The 21,423-nt window shown below is 74.1% G+C and carries 20 protein-coding genes; 12 read left to right on the top strand and 8 right to left on the bottom strand.

The annotated features are described in order from the left end of the window. Nucleotides 1-70 precede the first annotated feature (70 nt). Both ABZ495_RS24340 and ABZ495_RS24335 read right to left on the bottom strand, forming a co-directional pair. Complete coding sequence (locus tag ABZ495_RS24340) at nucleotides 71-1,006, bottom strand: GNAT family N-acetyltransferase (protein WP_359838033.1); 936 nt, start codon at nucleotides 1,004-1,006, stop codon at nucleotides 71-73. Nucleotides 1,007-1,102: 96 nt separating this feature from the next. After that, nucleotides 1,103-1,615, bottom strand: a complete 513-nt coding sequence (locus ABZ495_RS24335) for a hypothetical protein (protein ID WP_359838031.1) — start codon at nucleotides 1,613-1,615, stop codon at nucleotides 1,103-1,105. Between the two features lie 315 nt (nucleotides 1,616-1,930). Here ABZ495_RS24335 and ABZ495_RS24330 point away from each other — a divergent pair, with 315 nt between their 5' ends. The 6 genes from ABZ495_RS24330 (at nucleotide 1,931) to ABZ495_RS24305 (ending at nucleotide 8,099) form a co-directional block, all read left to right on the top strand. Then, entirely contained in the window at nucleotides 1,931-3,487 is a 1,557-nt protein-coding gene (locus ABZ495_RS24330) for a Re/Si-specific NAD(P)(+) transhydrogenase subunit alpha (protein ID WP_329491560.1), read from the top strand. A gap of 6 nt (nucleotides 3,488-3,493) precedes the next feature. Next, on the top strand, nucleotides 3,494-4,969 hold the full coding sequence (gene pntB, locus ABZ495_RS24325; protein WP_359838029.1) for a Re/Si-specific NAD(P)(+) transhydrogenase subunit beta: 1,476 nt from the start codon (nucleotides 3,494-3,496) through the stop codon (nucleotides 4,967-4,969). Nucleotides 4,970-5,140: 171 nt separating this feature from the next. Continuing rightward, the gene (locus tag ABZ495_RS24320) at nucleotides 5,141-5,560 is read left to right on the top strand and encodes a YciI family protein (protein ID WP_329491558.1); all 420 of its coding nucleotides are present in this window, start codon (nucleotides 5,141-5,143) and stop codon (nucleotides 5,558-5,560) included. After that, nucleotides 5,533-6,864 (top strand): sigma-70 family RNA polymerase sigma factor, encoded by a 1,332-nt coding sequence (locus ABZ495_RS24315; RefSeq protein WP_359838028.1) that lies wholly within the window; start codon nucleotides 5,533-5,535, stop codon nucleotides 6,862-6,864. The genes ABZ495_RS24320 and ABZ495_RS24315 overlap by 28 nt, the downstream gene beginning before the upstream one ends. 133 nt (nucleotides 6,865-6,997) lie before the next feature. Next, on the top strand, nucleotides 6,998-7,375 hold the full coding sequence (locus tag ABZ495_RS24310; protein WP_359810334.1) for a hypothetical protein: 378 nt from the start codon (nucleotides 6,998-7,000) through the stop codon (nucleotides 7,373-7,375). A gap of 130 nt (nucleotides 7,376-7,505) precedes the next feature. After that, nucleotides 7,506-8,099 (top strand): hypothetical protein, encoded by a 594-nt coding sequence (locus ABZ495_RS24305; RefSeq protein ID WP_359838026.1) that lies wholly within the window; start codon nucleotides 7,506-7,508, stop codon nucleotides 8,097-8,099. 90 nt (nucleotides 8,100-8,189) lie between these two features. Here ABZ495_RS24305 and ABZ495_RS24300 read toward each other — a convergent pair whose 3' ends face one another. Both ABZ495_RS24300 and ABZ495_RS24295 read right to left on the bottom strand, forming a co-directional pair. Beyond that, nucleotides 8,190-8,975 carry a GNAT family N-acetyltransferase gene (locus tag ABZ495_RS24300; protein WP_359810329.1) on the bottom strand — a complete coding sequence of 262 codons (786 nt, stop codon included), beginning with the start codon at nucleotides 8,973-8,975 and terminating at the stop codon, nucleotides 8,190-8,192. 42 nt (nucleotides 8,976-9,017) lie between these two features. Further along, entirely contained in the window at nucleotides 9,018-9,692 is a 675-nt protein-coding gene (locus tag ABZ495_RS24295; protein WP_359810326.1) for a hypothetical protein, read from the bottom strand. 265 nt (nucleotides 9,693-9,957) lie between these two features. Here ABZ495_RS24295 and ABZ495_RS24290 point away from each other — a divergent pair, with 265 nt between their 5' ends. Then, nucleotides 9,958-10,341: a PadR family transcriptional regulator gene (locus ABZ495_RS24290; protein ID WP_359810323.1), complete on the top strand. Its 384-nt coding sequence runs from the start codon at nucleotides 9,958-9,960 to the stop codon at nucleotides 10,339-10,341. Beyond that, complete coding sequence (locus ABZ495_RS24285) at nucleotides 10,338-11,342, top strand: hypothetical protein (RefSeq protein WP_359838024.1); 1,005 nt, start codon at nucleotides 10,338-10,340, stop codon at nucleotides 11,340-11,342. Before ABZ495_RS24290 ends, ABZ495_RS24285 begins: the two co-directional genes overlap by 4 nt. Before the next feature lie 58 nt (nucleotides 11,343-11,400). On the opposite strand, the gene ABZ495_RS24280 is transcribed toward ABZ495_RS24285, so the two are convergent. The 3 genes from ABZ495_RS24280 to ABZ495_RS24270 form a co-directional block, all read right to left on the bottom strand. Beyond that, nucleotides 11,401-12,021, bottom strand: a complete 621-nt coding sequence (locus tag ABZ495_RS24280) for a TetR family transcriptional regulator (RefSeq protein WP_359838022.1) — start codon at nucleotides 12,019-12,021, stop codon at nucleotides 11,401-11,403. After that, nucleotides 12,018-13,565 (bottom strand): MFS transporter, encoded by a 1,548-nt coding sequence (locus tag ABZ495_RS24275; protein ID WP_359838020.1) that lies wholly within the window; start codon nucleotides 13,563-13,565, stop codon nucleotides 12,018-12,020. Before ABZ495_RS24275 ends, ABZ495_RS24280 begins: the two co-directional genes overlap by 4 nt. A gap of 272 nt (nucleotides 13,566-13,837) precedes the next feature. Continuing rightward, entirely contained in the window at nucleotides 13,838-14,248 is a 411-nt protein-coding gene (locus ABZ495_RS24270; protein ID WP_329491548.1) for a Fur family transcriptional regulator, read from the bottom strand. Nucleotides 14,249-14,523: 275 nt separating this feature from the next. Between ABZ495_RS24270 and katG the strand changes: the two genes are divergently transcribed. Continuing rightward, nucleotides 14,524-16,752 (top strand): catalase/peroxidase HPI, encoded by a 2,229-nt coding sequence (gene katG, locus ABZ495_RS24265; RefSeq protein WP_359838018.1) that lies wholly within the window; start codon nucleotides 14,524-14,526, stop codon nucleotides 16,750-16,752. Between the two features lie 73 nt (nucleotides 16,753-16,825). On the opposite strand, the gene ABZ495_RS24260 is transcribed toward katG, so the two are convergent. Beyond that, nucleotides 16,826-18,076: a family 16 glycosylhydrolase gene (locus ABZ495_RS24260; protein WP_359838016.1), complete on the bottom strand. Its 1,251-nt coding sequence runs from the start codon at nucleotides 18,074-18,076 to the stop codon at nucleotides 16,826-16,828. 225 nt (nucleotides 18,077-18,301) lie between these two features. Between ABZ495_RS24260 and ABZ495_RS24255 the strand changes: the two genes are divergently transcribed. The 3 genes from ABZ495_RS24255 to ABZ495_RS24245 all read left to right on the top strand — a co-directional run bounded on the left by ABZ495_RS24255 (nucleotide 18,302) and on the right by ABZ495_RS24245 (nucleotide 21,315). Continuing rightward, nucleotides 18,302-18,871: a WHG domain-containing protein gene (locus tag ABZ495_RS24255; protein ID WP_359838014.1), complete on the top strand. Its 570-nt coding sequence runs from the start codon at nucleotides 18,302-18,304 to the stop codon at nucleotides 18,869-18,871. 97 nt (nucleotides 18,872-18,968) lie between these two features. Beyond that, entirely contained in the window at nucleotides 18,969-20,153 is a 1,185-nt protein-coding gene (locus ABZ495_RS24250; protein WP_359838012.1) for a GDSL-type esterase/lipase family protein, read from the top strand. 181 nt (nucleotides 20,154-20,334) lie between these two features. After that, nucleotides 20,335-21,315 carry an alpha/beta hydrolase gene (locus ABZ495_RS24245; RefSeq protein WP_359810305.1) on the top strand — a complete coding sequence of 327 codons (981 nt, stop codon included), beginning with the start codon at nucleotides 20,335-20,337 and terminating at the stop codon, nucleotides 21,313-21,315. Nucleotides 21,316-21,423: the final 108 nt, after the last annotated feature.

Raw genomic sequence — 21,423 nt, 5'->3', positions numbered from 1 at the left:
CGAGTGGATGACGGAGCGTCAGATTCCGGTAGCCGGTGGCGACCTGCGCCGGTCGCCACCGGTCCCCGGGCTACCGCGGGGGGCACTCCAGGACCAGGCGGATCTCGGTGACCTCGTACCCGGCACGGTCGAACGCGGCGGCCATCGGGACGTTGACGGTGTCGGTGGTCGCGGTGATCCGCTCGGCGCCCGCCGCCGCGTGGAAGCGGGTGATCTCCGCCAGGATCTCGTCGATCAGGCCCTTGCCGCGCTGCTCCGGCACGACGCCCAGGTAGCCGACGTTGCGGTGGTAGGGCGTCGCGGAGGGGATCGCCATCCCGGCCGGCGTGCCGTCCGGGAGCTCGGCCAGCCGCCACCACGAGCGCTCGCCGGGGCAGCTCAGATAGAAGTCGAAGTCCTCCCGGGCCAGTTGCCCGGCATCCATGGTGAGCAGCTCGTTCTGCGTCGCCAGGTCGAGGCTGTCCTGCGAGAGGCGCACGAAGGCCTCCAGGAACTCCTCGTCGGTGCCCTCGCGAAAGACCAGCCGCCCGGTCGGTTCGGCGGTCCCGCGCCGCGGGGTCCACTCGTAGCGGAGCCGCTCGATCTCCCGGGTCAGACCGGCCCGCTCCGCCGCCTGCCGGCGCCAGGCGACCGCCTCGGCCAGCTCGGGCTCCGCCCGCCAGCCGCGCGGCAGCGAGATGTGGTAGCCCGGACGGTTCCCGAAGGCGGCGTGGCCGGCCTCCAGCAGGGCGGTGGCGACAGCGGCCGGATCGGCCACCCCCGCGCGGACCTGGAGGCAGTCCAGCGCGATCGGGCGCTCGCTGTCGGAACGGCCCCACCACAGGGCGCGGGCCAGGATCCCGCCGTCCTCGTCCTGGGCGACCCAGACCCACTCGGGGCGGATCCGGTTCTCGGCGAGCTCCTCGCGGACCTTCTCGGCGGTCAGGGCGGGGACGGGGCCGTCGGCCGGGTAGGCGACGGCACGGTCCAGGTCGGAGGGGTCTGCGGTGGCAGCGCGGAAGATCATCCGGAGATGATCACACAAGCCCGACCGCCCCGGCCACCTCCGTCCGGCGGGGTGGCCGGCCAGCGAGGGTCCGGCGGGGTGGCCGGCCAGCGAGGGTCAGGCGGCGTGCGCCGCCAGGAAGGCTCCGGCGTGGGCGGCGGCCTCCTCCTTGCTCGCGCACCGGGTGTCGGCGGCGCCGCGCGTGCCGTCCGCACCCTCGCCCGACCAGCTCCAGCCGCCGGACTCCGGGGCCCGCACCAGCTCGGCCGTACCGCCGAACAGCCGCAGGGCCGCGCCTGCCCGCGCCGCGGGGCGGGTGACCGCCTCGGGCCACTTCTTGCGCGCGCCCTGCCGGGTGATCCCCCACACCGCGCCGAGCTGCTCGTAGCTCGCGCCGTAGGAGCCGGCGGTGCCGGCCGCGATCGCCGTCAGCCGCTTGACCTCCGCGTCCACCACCCTCCAGGCGGCGAGGACGGACAGGGTCACCTCGACCGGCTCCGCCTCCCACATCCGCTCCTCGGGCAGCCCGGACGTGCGCGCGTGGAGGGCCGAGGCGAGCGGATTCAGGGCGTCGAGGAGCGCCTTGGCCAGCTGCGCCTGCTCTTCCAGGGTGATCTCAGCCGAAGTCATGCGACAACCCTAGTTTCCGAAAACGCATCTGGCAACCTTTGTTACCGAACGCGGGCGCGAAGCGAAGGCCGATCGGACGGGGTGTCAGAAACCCTGCGGCGGAGCGAGGATGGCACGACGCCCGGGGCGCACCCGGATGGCGAGCACGCGACCCGACCCGCCCGACAGGGCGCGAACGGGTGAAGCATGTCACGGCCTCGCCCCGTCCCCCGGCAGGGCCCGGGCGGGTAGGTTCCTGCGTCCAAGGGGAGGAGACTCCCCCTTCGGGCGCAGGTCCCGCCGTCAAGAGTTCCTCCGACGAGAGAGGCACGAGTGATGTCTGCACAGGACGCCACGCACCACCCCCCGCTGCGCATCGGTGTGGTCGCCGAATCGGCTACCGGGGAGACCCGCGTCGCCGCGACACCCTCGACGGTGCGCGGACTGCTGGCGCTCGGCTACGAGGTCGCGGTCGAGTCCGAGGCCGGCGCGGCCTCCGGCTTCGCCGACGAGGCCTACACCGAGGCCGGCGCGCGGATCGGGGACGCCTGGCGGGCCGACATCGTCCTGAAGGTCAACGCGCCGTCCACCGACGAGATCGCCCGGCTGAGCGACGGCGCGACCCTGGTCGGCCTGCTCGCACCGGCCCAGCGGCCCGACCTGCTGGAGGCGCTGTCCGCGCGCCCGGTCACCGCGCTCGCCCTGGACGCGGTGCCCCGGATCTCGCGCGCGCAGTCGATGGACGTGCTCAGCTCGATGGCGAACATCGCCGGGTACCGGGCCGTGATCGAGGCCGCCCACGTGTTCGGCCGCTTCTTCACCGGCCAGGTGACCGCCGCGGGCAAGGTCCCGCCGGCGAAGGTCCTGGTGGCCGGCGCCGGCGTGGCCGGGCTCGCCGCCATCGGCGCCGCCTCCAGCCTGGGGGCGATCGTCCGGGCGACCGACCCGCGGCCCGAAGTCGCCGACCAGGTCAAGTCGTTGGGCGGCGAGTACCTCCCCGTGCGGGTCGCCCAGGAGGCGAGCACCGACGGGTACGCCAAGGCGACCTCCGCCGACTACGACCGGGCCGCCGCCGAGCTGTACCACGCGCAGGCCCAGGACGTGGACATCGTCGTCACCACCGCGCTGATCCCCGGGCGGACCGCCCCGCGGCTGCTCACCGCCGCGGACGTGGCGGCGATGAAGCCCGGCAGCGTCGTGGTGGACATGGCCGCCGCCCAGGGCGGCAACGTCGAGGGAACGGTGGCGGGCCGCACGGTGGTCACCGCCAACGGCGTCACCCTGATCGGCTACACCGACCTCGCGGCCCGGCTGCCCGCCCAGGCCTCCCAGCTGTTCGGGACCAACCTGGTCAACCTGCTCACCCTGCTGACCCCCGGCAAGGACGGGCGGCTGGTCCTCGACCTCGACGACGTGGTCCAGCGCGCGGTGACCGTGGTCCGGGCGGGCGAGGTCACCTGGCCGCCACCGCCGGTGGCCGTCTCGGCCGCGCCCGCCGCGCAGCCCGCGGCCGCGCCGGCCGCGCCGGAACCGAAGCGGCCCCGGCTCACCCCGGCCGCCCGCTTCGGCCTGATCGGCCTCGGCATGCTGGCGATGTTCCTCCTCGTCGCCGTGGCACCGGCCCAACTCGCCGAGAACTTCACGGTGTTCGCGCTCGCGGTGGTCATCGGCTACTACGTGATCGGGAAGGTCCACCACGCCCTGCACACCCCGCTGATGTCAGTGACCAACGCGATCTCCGGGATCGTCGTGGTCGGCGCGCTGCTGCAGATCGGACACGGGGGTGCGCTCGTCACCGTCCTGTCCTTCGTGGCCATCCTGCTGACGAGCGTGAACATCTTCGGCGGCTTCGCCGTCACCCGCCGCATGCTGTCCATGTTCTCGAAAGGCTGAGCCCCGATGACTACCACGACGGCCGCCCATGCCGCGGACCTGGTCGCCGCCCTGTTGTTCATCCTCAGTCTGGCCGGGCTGTCCCAGCACCGCACCTCCCGCGCCGGGGTCGTCTACGGCATCGCCGGCATGGCGCTCGCCCTGGTCGCCACCGTCGTGCTGGCGTCCCGCAGCATCACCGCCGGCGCGGTCGCCCTGATCGTCGTCGCGATGGCGCTGGGCGCCGTGATCGGGCTGTGGCGGGCCCGGCAGGTCGAGATGACGCAGATGCCGGAACTGATCGCCGTGCTGCACAGCTTCGTCGGCCTCGCCGCGGTGCTGGTCGGCTGGAACAGCTACCTGGAGGTCGAGTCGCGGGGCTCGGCCCAGGTCGCCGTCGCCGCCGACCTGCTGCGGATCCACCACGCCGAGGTCGTGATCGGCATCTTCATCGGCGCGGTGACCTTCACCGGCTCCGTCGTCGCCTTCCTCAAGCTGTCCGGCCGGATCGCCTCGCGGCCGCTGATGCTGCCCGGCAAGAACGCGCTGAACCTCGGCGCGCTGGGCGTGTTCGTCGCGCTGACGGTCTGGTTCACCGTCAGCCCGGGCCTCGGCCTGGTGATCGCGGTGACCGCGCTCGCCCTCGCGCTGGGCTGGCACCTGGTGGCCTCGATCGGCGGCGGCGACATGCCCGTCGTCGTCTCGATGCTCAACAGCTACTCGGGCTGGGCCGCGGCCGCCGCCGGGTTCCTGCTCGACAACAACCTGCTCATCGTCACCGGCGCACTGGTCGGCTCCTCCGGCGCCTACCTCTCGTACATCATGTGCCGGGCGATGAACCGCTCCTTCATCTCCGTCATCGCCGGCGGCTTCGGCATCGAGGCGCCGTCCGGCGGAACGGAGGAGCAGGGCGAGCACCGCGAGGTGCGCGCCGAGGAGGCGGCGCGGCAGCTCGCACAGGCCCGGTCGGTCGTCATCACCCCCGGGTACGGGATGGCGGTGGCGCAGGCGCAGCACCCGGTCGCCGAGCTCACCCGCCGGCTGCGCGAGCGCGGCGTCGACGTCCGCTTCGGGGTCCACCCCGTCGCCGGGCGGCTGCCGGGGCACATGAACGTGCTGCTCGCAGAGGCGAAGGTGCCGTACGACATCGTCCTGGAGATGGACGAGATCAACGACGACCTCGCCGCCACCTCCGTCGTCCTCGTCATCGGCGCCAACGACACCGTGAATCCGGCCGCCACCGACGACCCGACCAGTCCGATCGCCGGCATGCCGGTGCTGCGGGTGTGGGAGGCGGAGCAGGTGATCGTGTTCAAGCGGTCGATGGCCTCCGGCTACGCCGGGGTCCAGAACCCGCTGTTCTTCCGCGAGAACACCGCCATGCTCTTCGGCGACGCCAAGCAGAGCGTCGAGGACATCCTGCGCGCCCTCGACGACGACGGCCGGGACACCCCGGCCCCGGCCGCCCGCCGGACGGCGGCGGCCGGCCGGAGCGCCGGGTAGACCCCGGCCGACCGTTCCCGCGGCCCGGCGGCGGGAACGGTCGGCCCGCCGGTCGGGCCGGGAGGGATCCGGCCCGGAAGTTCCTTCGCCGCCGTGTCGATCCGCGGCCGTCCCGTTCGACCTGGGATAGAGAGGACCGAAGAACGGTCCCCGGGACGAAGGAGAGCAGTCATGGCGAAGTACATGTTGATCATGCGGGGCAGCGACGAGTCGATCGCGAAGATGATGGAGACGCCGTTCGACGAGATGCTCGCGACCATGGGCCGCTACAACGACGAGCTGATCCGGGCCGGCGTGCTCGTCGCGGCCGAGGGCCTGGACGACGCGGCGCAGGGCGTGGTGGTCGACGTCAGCGGGGAGACCCCGGTTGTCACCGACGGCCCGTACGGTGAGACCAAGGAACTGTTCGGCGGCTTCTACATCCTCGACGTGGCCTCGAAGCAGGAGGCGGTCGAGTGGGCCAAGCGGCTGCCGTCCTTCCCCGGCACCAAGATCGAGATCCGGCGCGTGCCGGGGATCGACGAGTTCCCGCAGGACAACGAGTGGATCATCAAGGAACGGGCATGGCGCGAGCGGACCGGCCAGCTCTGACACCTCCGGCACCGGACGATCCGCCGGGCGGCGCGGCCGCCCGGCGGGCGGTCGAGGCCCTCTGGCGGATCGAGTCCGCGCGGATCGTCGGCGCGCTCACCCGGTACACCGGGGACTTCGACCTGGCCGAGGACGTCGCGCAGGAGGCCCTGGCCCAGGCGCTCGTCGCCTGGGCGCGCGACGGCGAGCCGGCCAGCCCGGTGGGCTGGCTGCTGAACACCGCCCGGCGGCGCGCCATCGACCACTTCCGCCGCCGCGCCGCCCTCGACGACCGCTACGCCGCGCTGGCCGGCGGGCTCGGCGAGGGCGGGGCGAGCTCGGGCGCCGAGCCGCCCGCGGACCGGTCCGACGACCCGCCCTGGGACCCGGACCGGATCGAGGACGACGTCCTCGCGCTGATCTTCGTGGCCTGCCACCCCGTGCTGTCACCCGAGGCCCGCACGGCGCTGACCCTGCGCGTGGTGGCCGGCCTCTCCAGCGAGGAGATCGCCCGGGCCTTCCTGGTACCCGTGCCGACCGTCCAGGCGCGGATCACCCGGGCGAAGAAGACGATCGGCGCGGCCGGGGTGCCCTTCGAGCTGCCCCCGGCGACGGAACGGCGCGAGCGGCTCGGCGGGGTCCTCAGCGTGCTCTACGTGATCTTCACCGAGGGCTCGACGGCGACGTCCGGCGACCGGCTGCTGCGCCCCGGTCTCGCCTACGAGGCGATCCGGCTGGCCCGCACGCTCACCGCGCTGCTGCCCGCGGAACCGGAGGTGTTCGGGCAGCTCGCCCTCTTCGAGCTCACCGCCGCGCGCTTCCCCGCGCGCACCGGTCCGGACGGCGAGGCCGTGCTGCTGGAGGACCAGGACCGCCGGTTGTGGGACCGCTCCGCCGTCCGCCGAGGCCTGGCCGCGCTCACCCGGGCGACGGCCGCCGGGCGCGGCCTCGGGCCGTACGGCCTGCAGGCGGCGATCGCCGCCTGCCACGCCACGGCCCCCTCCGTCCCGGAGACCGACTGGGACCGGATCGTGCTGCTCTACGAGGCGCTCGGCCGGGTCGCGCCCTCCCCCGTGGTCGAACTCAACCGGGCGGTCGCCGTCGCCATGGCGTCGGGGCCGCAGGAGGCGCTGCCCCTGGTCGACACGCTGGCCGCCGCCGGCCGACTGTCCGGCTCCCACCTGCTGCCGAGCGTGCGCGGCGAGCTGCTCTCCCGGCTCGGCCGCACCGCGGAGGCGCGGGCGGAGCTGGAACTCGCCGCCCGGCTCTGCCGCAACGCCCGCGAGCGGTCGGTCCTGCTGCGCAAGGCGGCGACGCTCGACTGACGCCGCGTCACCTCGCCTACCGGAACCGGGTGTCGCCCCCCGGCGTCCTCCTCCACGACGAGGACGGCCGGGGTGCGGGGGCGGCCGTCCCTCGGGTCGGGCGGCCCCGCTCCGGTACACCAGGGGGACGCCGATGATCGAGTACTTCCGTGGCCGCGGCCGGGCCGTCAGGATCGGCTGGGCGGCGGCCCTCCTGGCGCTCCTCCCGGTGGTAGCCGACTTCCACTTCGAGAACACCGTCCGGGAGAACGGCGAGATCACCGGCTACAGCTACCTCAGCGTCTCGGCGATCGTCGCCGCGCTCTGCGGAGCCGTCTACGCGTTCAGGCGCTTCTCGGCGGCCCGGTACGACGGGGCGCTGACCGGGGCCGTCAAGGCCGCGCTGGTCGCCGTCGTGCTGGTCAGCCTGGTCCAGGGCGTGCGCGGCTCGGGGGTGGTGCCCGCGCAGACCGAGTGCCGCGCCTCCTACAGCCTCCACCTCTGCCGCCCGGCCGACACCGCCCACGGCTGACCGGCCACCGGCCCGCGCCGCTGGGCCGAGCGGGTGGGGTCGGGCGGGGACCGGTGTGGGAGCAGGGGGTGACCACGGGTCGGGGCGGGAGGCTGGTGCTCCGGAGCCGGCGGCAGGCAGGAGAGAGCCCGTGAGTGAGCCCAGCCGTCGAGGTGTCCGCGGCCGCGCGGCGGTGGGCGGTGCGGACCTGTCCGCCGACCCCGGGGTACTCGGGACGGCGCTCGCCGTGGTGCTGGCGTTCTCCTTCGCCGAGGGCTCCTGGCAGTGGTTCTCCACCTACCTCGGTGTGACGCTGCTCGCGGTGGTCCTCTCCTTCGGCCGGGTGCCGGTCCGCACGCCGGGCCGACGCGTCAGCTATGCCTGCGGCCTGGCGGCGTACGCGCTGGTCGTGGGCCTCTGTGTGGCCCTGGCGCTGGCCCCGGCGCTGCAGCGCTGGGACTGGCTGTTCCCGATGCCGGGCACCCGGCAGTCCTGCCCGGAGGCGGGCCGGTACGAGAGCCTGCGGACCCAGGCCGCCCTGGGTGGCCTGGCTGGCGCGGACCCCGACGCACTGGAGTCCGCGCAGCGGGAGCAGAGCCGCGCGGTCGTCGACGACTGCCTGGCGGCGACGACGACCCACTGGCTGCCGGTCTACGCGCTGGGGGCGGCCCTGCTGGTGGGGGGTGCGGCCGCGTGGTCGTCGGGGCGGGCGAGGACGCGCGGGACGACCGCGGCCTCCGCCTGAACTCCGGCCGCCCCGCGCGACCCCCCGAGGACGGGTGACCGCCCCGGGCAGGCGACCGGCGGGCGGGCGCCCGGGACGGCGGCGTACCGGTCAGCGCGCGGTGAACGTCCCCTCGGTGAAGGAGATGACCTCGGTGAAGCCCAGCCGCCGGTACAGCTCCACGGCGGCCGCGTTGTCCGCGCGGACGTTCAGCCCGATGTGGTCGCTGCCGTCCGCGAGCTGCCGGCAGAGCGCGGCCACGCAGGCCCCGGCCGCGCCCTGGCGCCGGACCGCGGGGTGCGTCGTGACGTTGCCGAGCACGGCCACCCGCTGGACGGGCGACCAGGCGTGCACACCCGCGACGGCGACCAGCCGGCCGTCCCGGCGGGCGCCGACGTACTGGCCGGTGTCGAGCATCCGGTCGTCGAACCAGTTCCCCGGGTAGGCCTCGGCGAACAGCTTCACCAGCTCGGGCAGGTCCGCGCGGCCCAGCGGGACCGGCGCCCACGGGTCGGCGGGGTGCGCCGCCGCGCGCTCCGGGTCGGTCAGCACCATCCGCAGCAGGGTGCCGTGGCGGCGCACCTCGTACGCCTCGGCCAGCACCTCGGCCGCGTCGCCGGTCAGGTGGCCGAAGAAGCGGCGCGGCAGGACCGGCAGCAGTTCCCGGACCAGCTCCGCCACCTCCGGTGCCTCGGCGGCCCCGCCGAAGGCCAACAGGGTGGGGGTGTCGCCGACCGCGTACAGCAGCGCCACCGGGCCGTCCGGGGCGAGGCCGTACCAGGAGGTGTGCGGCCACAGCAGGTCGTCGAGGTCACCGAGTTCCATCAGGTGCAACGCCGGGTCCCGTCGGAAACGGGCTTCGAGGGCGGCTCGGTCGTGCAGGCTCCGCAAAGGCATCGGGCCAGCATACGGAGGCCGCCGGGCCGGCCGGCCGGAGGCTCAGGAGGTGAGCTGCCCGGGCCGCCCCGGCACCCAGAGCGGCACCGGACCGGCCTGGGCCATCGACCGGATGGCGTACTCCTCCAGCCGGGCGGCCGCCCTACCCGGGTCGTCGCCGCTCAGTTCCGCCAGGGCGGTGGCGGCGGAGCGGGCGCAGGCGAGGATGAGCGCGAGCGTGTCCTGGCGGCGGTGCCGGCGGCGGACGTAGGCCTCGGACCGTTCGGCGATGCGGCGGTCGTGGCACTCCCGCTCCGCCGCCGCGTCGGGGCCGTCGGCGGTCGCCGCCTGCACGCCGTGCCAGAGCAGGGCGAGCGCGACGGGCTCGACCGGATGGGCGGTGTCGGAGCACCGCGACCGCTCGTGCGCCTCGGCCGACTCCCGGCCCAGCAGCTCAAGCGCCGCCGGGCCGTCCCCCTCGCGGGTCAGCAGGACCAGCTCCGCCGCCCGGCGGACGAGCTGGTGCAGGGCCGCGCCCGCCGGCACCCGGAGCCCGGGCGCGGCCGGGTCGGCGAAGGCCAGCCAGGTGTCGGCGAACGAGGCCGCCCGCAGTTGCCACAGCCAGGGCCGGGCCCCGGCCCCGAGCCGTTCGCCGGTCGCCAGCCGGATCAGCCCCACGGCGGCGAGATCCGCCGCACCGGTATCCGACCCGAGCCCGAACAGCCGTCCACTCCTCATCACGCACCCCCGTCAGCGCCATCACTCTGTGACGCGCACATCTCACCACATTGGGACGCGGACGAACTGGCCACGGCCCCCGATGAGACCCACGACACGTGGCCGGCCGGCTACCCCGGGCCGCTCACCGGAGGTGCCGGCGCCCGGCGGCGCCCCGCGTCAGGAGGGCGTGGACCCACTGGCCGATCGCCCCCTACCGGCATCTTCTGACGGCCCGATAGCTCAATCATCGACATACTCTGATCATTTAGCTATGCTCGCCCCCATGGCTAACCGTCAACTACAGGAGCCGACCAGGCTCGTGCTCACCGCGCTGGCCGACGCCCCCCGGCACGGCTACGCGATCGTCCAGGAGGTGCTGGCCATCTCCGGCGGCCGGACCAAGCTCCTCACCGGCACCCTCTACACGGCACTGGACCGCCTCCTCCAGCAGGGGCTGATCCGGATCGACCACGAGGAGACCGTCGCGGGCCGGATGCGCCGCACCTTCGCCCTCACCGAGGAGGGCCGGCAGGTGCTCGGCGAGGAGACGGAGCGCCTGCGCGCCGGCGTCGCCGAGGCCGACCGCAGGCTCGCCCTCGGCCGCGGGCCGAACCCCGGCCGCGGGACCGGCCTCAGCATGCCCCGACTGAACGGAGCCACCGCATGAGCACGCACGCCCAGGCCACCCCGCCGCCCGCCAGGCTCGCCCTGCTGGGGCTCTACCCCGCCGCCTACCGGTCCTCGCACGGCGAGGAGATCGCCGCCGTCTTCGCGGAGTCCGTACAGGACGGCGACCGCCGCACCGTCCTGCGCGAGTGGACGGCCCTCGCCGCGCACGCCGTCCGGCTGCGGACCCGGCTCAGCTCACGCGACCCCGCCGGCCGCGTCCTCGCCGGCGCGGCGCCGTTCACCCTCGCCGGCGGCGCGGCCCTGGCCACCGTGCACCTGGTGATGAGCCTCTTCCTCACGGTGCCCCGGGTGGACCTGTTCAGCCCGAACGCCACGGCCACCGCCGTGGCGGGCGCGGTGCAGACCGCGCCCTGGATCCTCGCGCTGGTCCTCGCCGCACTCGGGCGCTGGGGCCACGCCCGACTGCTGGTCCTGGCCGGCGTCCTCGCCGGGGCCGGCGCTCCGGCCGCCTTCCTCGTGTACCCGTCGGGGGCGTTCCTCCAGTACGTCTTCCTGCTCCCGCTCTGGCTGCTGCTCGCCGGGCCGGTCCTGATCGCCCCGCCGGACGCCGTCGACCGGTCCGCGCGCGGCCGCACCGGGGCGGCGCTCGCCGCCGTCGCCGTGGCACTGCCGATGACCGCGCTCGTCCTGCGCTGGCCGTGGGCCGGCCCCGGGGACTTCTCCGAGCCCGTCTTCTCCGACAGCCTGCAGACCCTCCTCGACGTCTCCACGGCCTGGCCCGCCCTGGTGATGACGATCGCCTACCTCGTCCAGCTCGCCGCCGCCCGCCCAGACCGGCTGCGGGCCGCCGGCGCCGCCCTGGCCGTCCTCCCCTGGACCGCCATGCTGGCCCCGCCCTACTACTGGGCGCCGCCGATCGGGTTCGCCGAACTCGCCCGCGACGCCGGGGTCGTGGCCGCCTTCCTGGCCGTCGCCACCGCCCTCGCCGCACTGCGCCGCACCCGCGCCACCACCCCGGAGCCGGTCGAACCGGCCTGACGGCGGGGCCCGACCGGCGTGACCGGTCGGGGCCCGCACGGGGGCCAGCCAGCCGGTCTCAGGCGCCGTCGACGAGCCGTTGCAGCGCCGGGGCGTACAGCTCGGCCAGCCGCTCGGGGGTGGCGCGGTCGCCCGCGCCCGGGCGGTGCAGGCTGAGCGTCGCGCCGAGCCCGAGCAGCTGGCCGGCGATCAGTTCGGCGCGCAGTTCGGCGTCCGGCCCCGGCAGAGAGGCGGCGAGGCGGTCCGTCACCTGGCGGCGGAACCGCTCGCGCAGCAGGGTCCGCTCGTCGTCGTTGCCGAGCGAGAAGACCACGCGCAGCAGGGGGTCGCCGCGCTGCTCCCGGCGCATCCGGACCACGGTGAGCACCAGGTGGCGGCCCAGCGCGCCGGGCTCGGCGGCGAACAGCTCGTCCGCCGCCGGCCCGAAGTCGGCGACGGTGTTGAACAGGTGCTCCTTGCTGCCGAACCGCTTCACGATCAGCGACGGGCTGACGCCCGCGTCGGCCGCTATCCCCCGCATGGTGACATCGGCGTAGGGGCGCAGGGCGAAGGCCCGGCGGGCGGCGCGCAGGATCGCGTCCCGCCCGGTGCCCTGCTCGGCCTCGCCGGGCTGTTCGGGCCGCCCGGTCACCGGCCCGGTGGCCGGTTCGGTCGCGCCGGTCTCGTCGGCGATGGTCATGCGCTCTCCTGGGCCGGGGCCGCCGGGGTCGTCACCCCGACCGTACCGGCTGCGGCGGGGGCCGGGCGCGCCGTGCGGCCGGCGGGCAGGAAGAGGGTCGCGACCAGCGCGGCGGCGGCCATCCCGGCCGCGATCAGGAAGATCAGCAGATAGGCGTGCAGGGTGGGGGCGGTGCGCCCGGCGACGGTGAACGTGACGTGGGCGAGCACGGCGGTGACCACCGCACTGCAGCAGGCCTGCCCGACCGAGCGCATCAGCGTGTTCAGCCCGTTCGCCGCGCCCGTCTCGCTGACCGGCACCGCCCGCATCACCAGCGCGGGCAGCGCCGAGTACGCGAGGGCGGTGCCGGAGGCGACGACGGTGGCCCCGGCCACGATCAGCCAGAGGCTGTGACTGGTGAAGAACCGCACCAGGTAGCCGACCACCATCACGGACGCCGCGACGGCGAGCGTCGTCCGGGGGCCGTACTTGGCGGAGATCCGGGCGGACAGCGGGGACAGCGCGACCATCGCCAGGCCGCCCGGCAGCAGGCAGAGCCCGCCCACCACGATCGAGGCGCCGAGACCGTAGCCGGTCTCCTTGGGCTCCTGCACCATCTGCGCGGTGACCAGGGAGTTCGCGTAGAAGGCGAAGCCGATGAGCATCGCGGCCAGGTTGGTCAGCAGCACCGCGGGCCGGGCCGAGACCCGCAGGTCGACCATCGGCGAGGCGGTGCGCAGCTCGTACCGGCCCCAGAGCAGCCCGAGCAGCAGCGAGCCGCCGAGCAGGCCGAGCGTGCGCGGCGAGGTCCAGCCCCAGCCGGCGCCCTGGGTGATCGCGAGCAGCAGGCCGACCAGGACGGCGCCGAGGCCGAGGGTCCCGGGGAGGTCGAAGCGCCCCCGGGAGCGCAGCGGCGACTCCGGCACGGTCCGGAGCACCAGGGCGATGTCCAGCACGCCGAGCGCGGCGGAGGCCCAGAACATGGTGTGCCAGTCGAAGTTCTCCACGACCAGCGCCGCCACCGGCAGGCCTATCGCGGCGCCGATGCCGAGGGTGGAGCTCATCAGGGCGATGGAGGGCAGCACGCGCTGGGGCGGCAGTTCGTCGCGGATGATGCTGATGCCGAGCGGGATGACGGCGAGGGCCGCGCCCTGCAGCGCGCGGCCGGCGATCAGCACGCCGATCTGCGAGCTCACGGCGCACAGCACGGACCCGGCGGTGAGCACGCCCAGCGAGGCGAGCAGCACCCGGCGCTTGCCGTACATGTCGCCGACCCGGCCGAGCACGGGCGTGAAGACCGCGCCGGTCAGCAGGGTGACGGTGACCAGCCAGCCGGCCGCGCCCGGCGAACTGCCGGTCAGCGCGGGCACGTGCGGGAGCAGCGGCACGACCAGGGTCTGCATGACCGCGACCACGACGCCGCAGAAGGCGAGGACGGGCACGATCAGATCGGCCCGCGGCGTCCTGGCGGACGGGACGGGGGAGGTCTGGCCGGGCTCGGCCGTCACCGGGGTCATGGTGCTCCAGACGCTGGTCCACAGACGGGTGCACAGACGTTCACCCATCCCAGGGTAAACGCTTGTACACCCCCTGTCCCGCCCTTTACGCATCCAGCCCCGACGGCCGCGCCCTCGTCGCCGACGGCGGCACCGACGGCGCCGGCCGGGGCGGTGGTTCGTCGAGTTCCAGCGGGGAGATCATCGTCGTCGACGAGAGCAGCAGCGGTTCGAGCACCTTGAGCGGCCGTCCGTCGACCGCACCGCAGCCGAAGGGGCCGGCCGAACCCTTGGGTTCGGCCGGCCCCTTCGGCGGGTCGGCGAGCCGCCGGCCCCGGGCGTCAGGCGCAGTCCGGGCAGATCCCGCGGTAGGTGACCTCGGCGGTGGCGACGGCGAAGCCGAACCGCTGCTCGGCCGGAAGGTCGGCCAGCGGGTCCCCGGCCGGGTGGACGTCGCGGATCGTGCCGCAGCCGGAGCACACCAGGTGCTGGTGCGGGCGGTGGGCGTTGGGGTCGTAGCGCCGGGCCCGGCCGTCGGTGGCGACCTCCATGACCTCGCCGAGGCCGACCAGTTCGCCGAGGGTGTTGTAGACGGTCGCGCGGGAGATCTCCGGCAGCCGCTGGACCGCGCGGGCGTGCACCTCGTCGGCCGTGAGATGGACGTGATCGCCGTCGAGGACCTCCGCGACGACGCGCCGCTGGGCGGTCAGTCGCCAGCCGCGCCCTCTCAGCCGTACCAGCAGGTCACTCATATCGGTTCACCTATTCAGGCTCATGGGGGAACCCCGGATTCTAGCAGTGGCCTTCCGAACCCCGACGGGATAGTGACTCGGTGTGGTTCTTGACTTGGAATCTGTCCATCGTAGGATCGGTTCCGGCGATAGCCTAGGGGGCAGTGAGGCTCCGGAACGGCGGTGAGCACCTCCGCGTCGGGTGAGCTAGTCCTCCTCATTGAACGACCCCCCCAGGTGCTCCGCCCTTCGATCGTTCCTGAACAACGTGATCCGCCCGGCCCGGAAGGATTCCCATGTCTGAGAACCACGACGCGATCGTCACCGATGCGAAGGCGGAGGGGGGAGGCTGCCCCGTCGCGCACGGGCGCGCCGCGCACCCGACCCAGGGCGGTGGAAACCGCCAGTGGTGGCCGGACCGGCTCAACCTGAAGATCCTTGCCAAGAACCCGGCCGTGGCCAACCCGCTCGGTGCGGACTTCGACTACGCCGAAGCGTTCAAGACGCTCGACCTCGCCGCCGTCAAGCGCGACCTCGCCGAGGTGCTGACCACGTCGCAGGACTGGTGGCCGGCCGACTTCGGCCACTACGGCCCCTTCATCATCCGGATGGCCTGGCACAGCGCGGGCACCTACCGGATCAGCGACGGCCGCGGCGGCGCCGGTGCCGGCCAGCAGCGTTTCGCGCCGCTGAACAGCTGGCCGGACAACGCCAACCTCGACAAGGCCCGCCGCCTGCTGTGGCCGGTGAAGAAGAAGTACGGCCAGAGCCTGTCCTGGGCCGACCTGCTGATCCTGGCCGGCAACGTCGCGCTGGAGACGATGGGCTTCCAGACCTTCGGCTTCGGCGGCGGTCGCGAGGACGTCTGGGAGCCGGAGGAGGACGTCTACTGGGGCCCCGAGACGACCTGGCTCGACGACGAGCGCTACACCGGCGACCGTGACCTGGAGAGCCCGCTGGGCGCCGTCCAGATGGGCCTGATCTACGTCAACCCGGAAGGCCCCAACGGCACCCCGGACCCGATGGCCGCGGCCCGCGACATCCGCGAGACCTTCCGCCGGATGGCGATGAACGACGAGGAGACCGTCGCCCTGATCGCGGGCGGCCACACCTTCGGCAAGACCCACGGCGCGGGCCCGGCCGACAACGTCGGCCCCGACCCCGAGGCCGCCCCGCTGGAGCTGCAGGGCCTGGGCTGGCAGAGCACCTACGGCAGCGGCAAGGGCGACGACACGATCACCAGCGGCCTTGAGGGCATCTGGACCACCACGCCCACCACCTGGGACAACACCTTCTTCGAGATCCTCTTCGGCTACGAGTGGGAGCTGTTCAAGAGCCCGGCCGGCGCCCACCAGTGGCGGCCCAAGGACGGCGGCGGCGCCGGTACCGTCCCGGACGCGCACGACGGCTCGAAGACCCACGCGCCGACCATGCTGACCACCGACCTCGCGCTGCGGGTCGACCCGGTCTACGAGCAGATCTCCCGGCGCTTCCTGGCCGAGCCCGCGGCCTTCGCGGACGCCTTCGCCCGGGCCTGGTTCAAGCTCACCCACCGCGACATGGGTCCGGTCGTGCGCTACCTCGGCCCCGAGGTCCCGTCGGAGACCCTGCTGTGGCAGGACCCGCTGCCCGCCGTCACGCACGAGCTGGTCGACGCCACGGACATCGCCGCCCTCAAGCAGCAGGTGCTGGCCTCCGGCCTGACCGTCGCCCAGCTGGTCTCCACCGCCTGGGCCTCGGCCTCCACGTTCCGCGGCAGTGACCTGCGCGGCGGCGCCAACGGCGCCCGGATCCGGCTGGAACCGCAGAGCGGCTGGGAGGTCAACGGGCCCGACGAGCTGGCGACCGTGCTGCGCACCCTGGAGAGCGTGCGCGACTCGTTCAACGCCGGCCGGACGGACGGCAGGGCGATCTCGATCGCCGACCTGATCGTCCTCGCGGGCGCGGCCGGTGTGGAGAAGGCCGCCGCCGACGCCGGCTTCCCGGTCGTGGTGCCGTTCACCCCGGGCCGGGTGGACGCCGCCCAGGACGAGACCGACGTCGAGTCCTTCGCGGCGCTGGAGCCGACCGCCGACGGGTTCCGCAACTACCTGGGCAAGGGCAACCGGCTGCCGGCCGAGTACCTGCTGCTGGACCGGGCCAACCTGCTGACCCTGAGCGCCCCGGAGCTGACCGTCCTGGTCGGCGGCCTGCGCGTGCTGGGCGCCAACCACCAGCAGTCCTCGCTGGGCGTCCTGACCGACACCCCCGGCCGGCTGACCAACGACTTCTTCGTCAACCTGCTCGACCTGGGCATGACGTGGAAGGCCACCGCCGCGGACGCGAACACCTTCGAGGCCCGGGACGCCGTCACCGGCGAGGTCCGCTGGACCGGCACCCGCGCCGACCTGGTGTTCGGCTCCAACTCGGAGCTGCGGGCACTCGCCGAGGTCTACGCGAGCGACGACGCGAAGGAGAAGTTCGTGACGGACTTCGTCGCGGCCTGGACCAAGGTGTCCGAGCTCGACCGCTTCGACCTGCGCTGACCGCGGGTCACCCGACCCTGACGGACCGCCGTGCCCCGGCCGCCCTCCGGCGACCGGGGCACGGCGCTGTTCGTCAGGGGTTCAGCGTCCACTTCTGGTTGCCGGCCCCGGTGCAGGTCCAGAGCTGGGTCGCGGTGGCATCGGCCGGGTTGTTGCCGGCCACGTCCAGGCACTTGTTCGCCGGCACATTGACCAGGTCGCGGGTGGCCGCGTTGTACGACCAGCGCTGGGCGCCGGTGCCGTTGCAGTCCCACAGCTGCACCTTGGTGCCGTCCGCGGTTCCCGCGGCATTGGCGTCCAGGCACTTGCCGAGCGCGCGCACCGTGCCGTCGGTGCCGACCGTCCAGCGCTGCGCGGCCGTCCCGTTGCAGGTGTAGAGCTGGACCTGGGTGCCGTTGGCGGTGCCCGCGGCGGCCACGTCCAGGCACTTGCCCGCCAGCCCGGTCAGGGTGCCGCCCGTGGGGGTGCCGCCGGAGGTGGTCACCCGCACGTAGTCCACGACCAGTTGCTGCGGGAAGGCGGTGCCGGCGTCCGGGTCACCGGGCCAGTAGCCGCCGACGGCGAGGTTGAGGATGAGGAAGAAGGGCTTGTTGAACGCCCAGCTCCGGCCGCCGAGATCGGCCGGGGTGCGGCGCTGGTAGACCGTGCCGTCCACGGACCAGGAGATCGAGTCGGGCGCCCAGTCGACGGCGAAGGTGTGGAAGGCGTCCGCGAAGGCCTGGCCGCCCGGGAGGCTGTACCCGGCGCCGATGCCGCCGCTGCCCGAGTAGCCGGGGCCGTGGATGGTCCCGTGCACCGTGCCGGGCTCGAAGCCGACGTTCTCCATGACGTCGATCTCACCGCTGTTCGGCCAGCCGACCTGGCCGATGTCGTTGCCCAGCATCCAGAAGGCCGGCCACATGCCCTGGCCGCGCGGGACCTTCATCCGGGTCTCGACGTGCCCGTAGGCCTGGGCGAACCGGCCGGAGGTGTTCAACCGGGCCGAGGTGTACTGACAGGTTCCGTACCAGCACTGGTAGTTGGCCGGGTTCTCGCGGCGCGCCGTGATCACCAGGTGGCCCTGGCCGTCCAGCGCGGCGTTCGCGTTCCCGGCCGTGTAGTACTGGCGCTCGTGGTTGTTGACGTTGTCGCCGGTCTCGGTCTGCCACCTGCCCGCGTCGACCGCCGACCCGGCGGGGCCGTCGAAGTCGTCCTCGAAGTTCACTGCTTGAACGGAGGTCGGGGCCGCCGTGGCCTGGGCCGGTCCCCAGGCGAAGGTCGCGACGATGGCCAGCAGCAGCCCGAACGTGGCTGCCAGGGACTGTCGGTGGATCGACGAGGGCATACGCAACCGCCTTGGTCTGGAGGGGTCGTGGGAGAGCCCGGCCGGGACCTTTCTTCACGAAGTGAACTCCCATGACGGAACGCTGTCAATCACTTGAACGGGGGCCCGCTTCCGCTACCCGCCCGCACCCTGGCCGCCGCACCACTCTTCCCTACACCTCCCGTCGATTTGCCTAAAGGCATTAGGCAAATGCATCATCGGTTCTGTCGAACGAGAGGACGGGACATGGGACGCGTAGGGCTGACCACCGAGCGCCTGACACGGGCGGGCGCCGAGCTGGCCGACGAGGTCGGCTTCGAGCAGGTGACCGTCTCGGCACTCGCCAGGCGGTTCGACGTCAAGGTCGCGAGCCTGTACTCGCACGTCAAGAGCTCCCAGGACCTCAAGACCAGGATCGCCCTGCTCGCCCTGGAGGAGCTCGCCGACCGCGGCGCCCACGCGCTGGCCGGGCGGGCGGGCAAGGACGCCCTGACGGCGCTGGCCGACGTCTACCGCGACTACGCGCGGCAGCACCCCGGCCGCTACGCGGCGACCCGTCAGCCGCTCACCCCGGAGGCGGCGGCGGCCAGCGCCGGCGGCCGCCACGCGGAGATGACGCGGGCGATCCTGCGCGGGTACGACCTCACCGAACCGGACCAGACCCACGCCGTCCGCCTGCTGGGGAGCGTCTTCCACGGCTACGTCAGCCTGGAGCTGGCCGAGGCCTTCAGCCACAGCGCCCCCGACTCCCAGGAGTCCTGGACACGGATCCTGGACGCCCTCGACGCCCTGCTGCGCAACTGGCCCGCGCCCTGACCCGGGCCCCTCGCCCGCCACGGGCGGCGCCCGACCGGCCGACCGGCCCGCGTCCGGGCCGACGCCCCCGCACTTCCCGAAGCACAAGGTTGAGACGATGAACACCACCCCGCACACCTGGATCACCACGCCCGTCACCGCGGAGCTGCTGCGCGGCGCCCTGGACCTGGAGCGGACCGAGCACGGTCTGCTCCCGCACCGGCTGCCCGCCTGGGTCCGCGCCCGCGACACCGACGACCAGCTGGCCATGGCCGAGTCCCAGCCCTCCGGCGTACGCCTGGCCTTCCGCACCCGGGCCACCGCGATCGAACTGGACACCCTGCCCACCAAGCGGGTCTACCCGGGCGCACCGCCCCGCCCGGACGGCGTGTACGACCTGCTCGTCGACGGCCGCCCGGCCGGGCAGTCCACCGTTGCCACCGGCAACACCCTGACCATCGACCTGGCCACCGGATCCGCGCGGACCCGGCCCGGGCCGGTCGGCACCGCCCGGTTCCCCGCACTGCCCGAGGGCGTCAAGGACGTCGAGATCTGGCTGCCGCACAACGAGACCACCGAACTGGTGGCGCTGCGCACCGACGCCCCCGTCGAGCAGCACCCGGCCGACCGGGGCCGCAAGGTCTGGCTGCACCACGGGAGTTCGATCAGCCAGGGGTCCGACACCGCGAGCCCCAGCACGACCTGGCCGGCGCTCGCCGCCGCGCTCGGCGGTGCGGAGCTGGTCAACCTGGGCCTGGGCGGCAGCGCCCTGCTCGACCCGTTCACCGCCCGGACCATGCGCGACACCCCCGCCGACCTGATCAGCGTCAAGATCGGCATCAACCTCGTCAACACCGACCTGATGCGGCTGCGCGCCTTCACCCCGGCCGTCCACGGCTTCCTCGACACCATCCGCGAGGGGCACCCGGACGCGCCGCTGCTGGTGGTCTCGTCCATCCTCTGCCCCATCCACGAGGACACCCCCGGCCCCAGCGCCCCGGACCCCACCGCCCTCGCCACCGGGCGCCTGCGGTTCCTGGCCACCGGCGACCCGGCGGAGCGGGCGGGCGGGAAGCTCACCCTGCGCGTCATCCGGGAGGAGCTGGCCCGCATCGTCCGGCAGCGCTCCGCCCAGGACCCGAACCTGCACCACCTCGACGGCCGCGAGCTGTACGGCGAGGCGGACTTCGCCGAGCTGCCGCTGCCCGACGCGCTCCACCCGGACACCGCCGCGCACCGCCGCATCGGCGAGCGCTTCGCCGCCCTGGCCTTCGGCCCCGGCCGGCCGTTCGCGGCGCGGTAGCGGGGAGCGCGGGCAACCGGTAGCGGTAGCGGGGAGCGCGGGAGCCGAAGCCGGCCGGGCGGTTTGCCGAACCGGCAACAGTCCTCGCCCGGAGCCCACCGGGCGCACCATGATCGGCGGCGAGACAGCGTGCGCCGGATCGCCACCCCGCGCCCGGCCGACCGAATCGTCAGGAGGACGCATGTCACCCCACCTCGCGGGCGCCACCCACCGGCTGGTCCCCACCCCCGGCGGCCGGATCCACCTGGTGGAACAGGGCAGCGGGCCGCTGGTCCTGCTGGTGCACGGGTTCCCGGAGTCCTGGTACTCCTGGCGCCGCCAGTTGCCCGCGCTGGCCGCGGCCGGGTACCGCGCGGTCGCCGTCGACGTCCGGGGGTACGGGCGCTCCACCGCCCCCGAGGACCCGGCCGCGTACCGGATGCTCGACCTCGTCGAGGACAACGTCGCGGTGGTGCACGCCCTGGGCGAACGGTCCGCGGTGATCGTCGGGCACGACTGGGGGGCGACCATCGCCGCCGACTCCGCCCTGGTCAGGCCGGACGTGTTCCGTGCGGTGGGACTGCTGAGCGTCCCGTACCTGCCGCGCGGCGGTCCGCGCCCCAGCGAGGTCTTCACGGGGATGGGCGGCGACGAGGAGTTCTACGTCGCCTACTTCCAGGAGCCGGGCCGCGCCGAGGCCGAGATCGAACCCGATGTGCGCGGCTGGCTCGCGGGCTTCTACGCGGCGCTGTCCGCCGACACCATGCCGGCCCCGGGCGCACCCGATCCGCACTTCGTCGGCCCGGGCGGGACGCTGCGCGACCGGTTCCCCGCCGGCCGGCTGCCCGGCTGGCTCAGTGCGGAGGACCTCGACTTCTACGCCGGTGAGTTCGAGCGGACCGGCCTGCGCGGGGCGCTGGCCCGGTACCGCAGCATGGACCGGGACTGGGAGGACCTCGCCCGCTTCGACGGCGCCCCGATCACCCAGCCCTCGCTGTTCGCCGGCGGCGGCCTGGACGCCTCCACCACCTGGCTGGCCGAGGCGATCGCGGCCTACCCCGTCACGCTTCCCGGTCTGCTCTCCTGCCACGTCCTCGACGGCTGCGGGCACTGGATCCAGCAGGAACGACCGGACGAGGTCAACCGGCTCCTGACCGACTGGCTGGCCTCCCTGCCCGCCTGACCGGTCGGGCCGGTCATCGCCGGCGGCGCGGCCCTGGTGGCGCAGTTCTCCTGGGTGTTCTTCATCTTCGGCGGCTTCCTGGTCTGGACGGCCTGGAAGCTGATCAAG

It is taken from the genome of Kitasatospora sp. NPDC005748 (assembly GCF_040630735.1).
Taxonomy (GTDB): domain Bacteria; phylum Actinomycetota; class Actinomycetes; order Streptomycetales; family Streptomycetaceae; genus Kitasatospora.
Note: the sequence above shows the minus strand (reverse complement) of the source record. Positions and strands in the feature narration are given on the sequence as shown.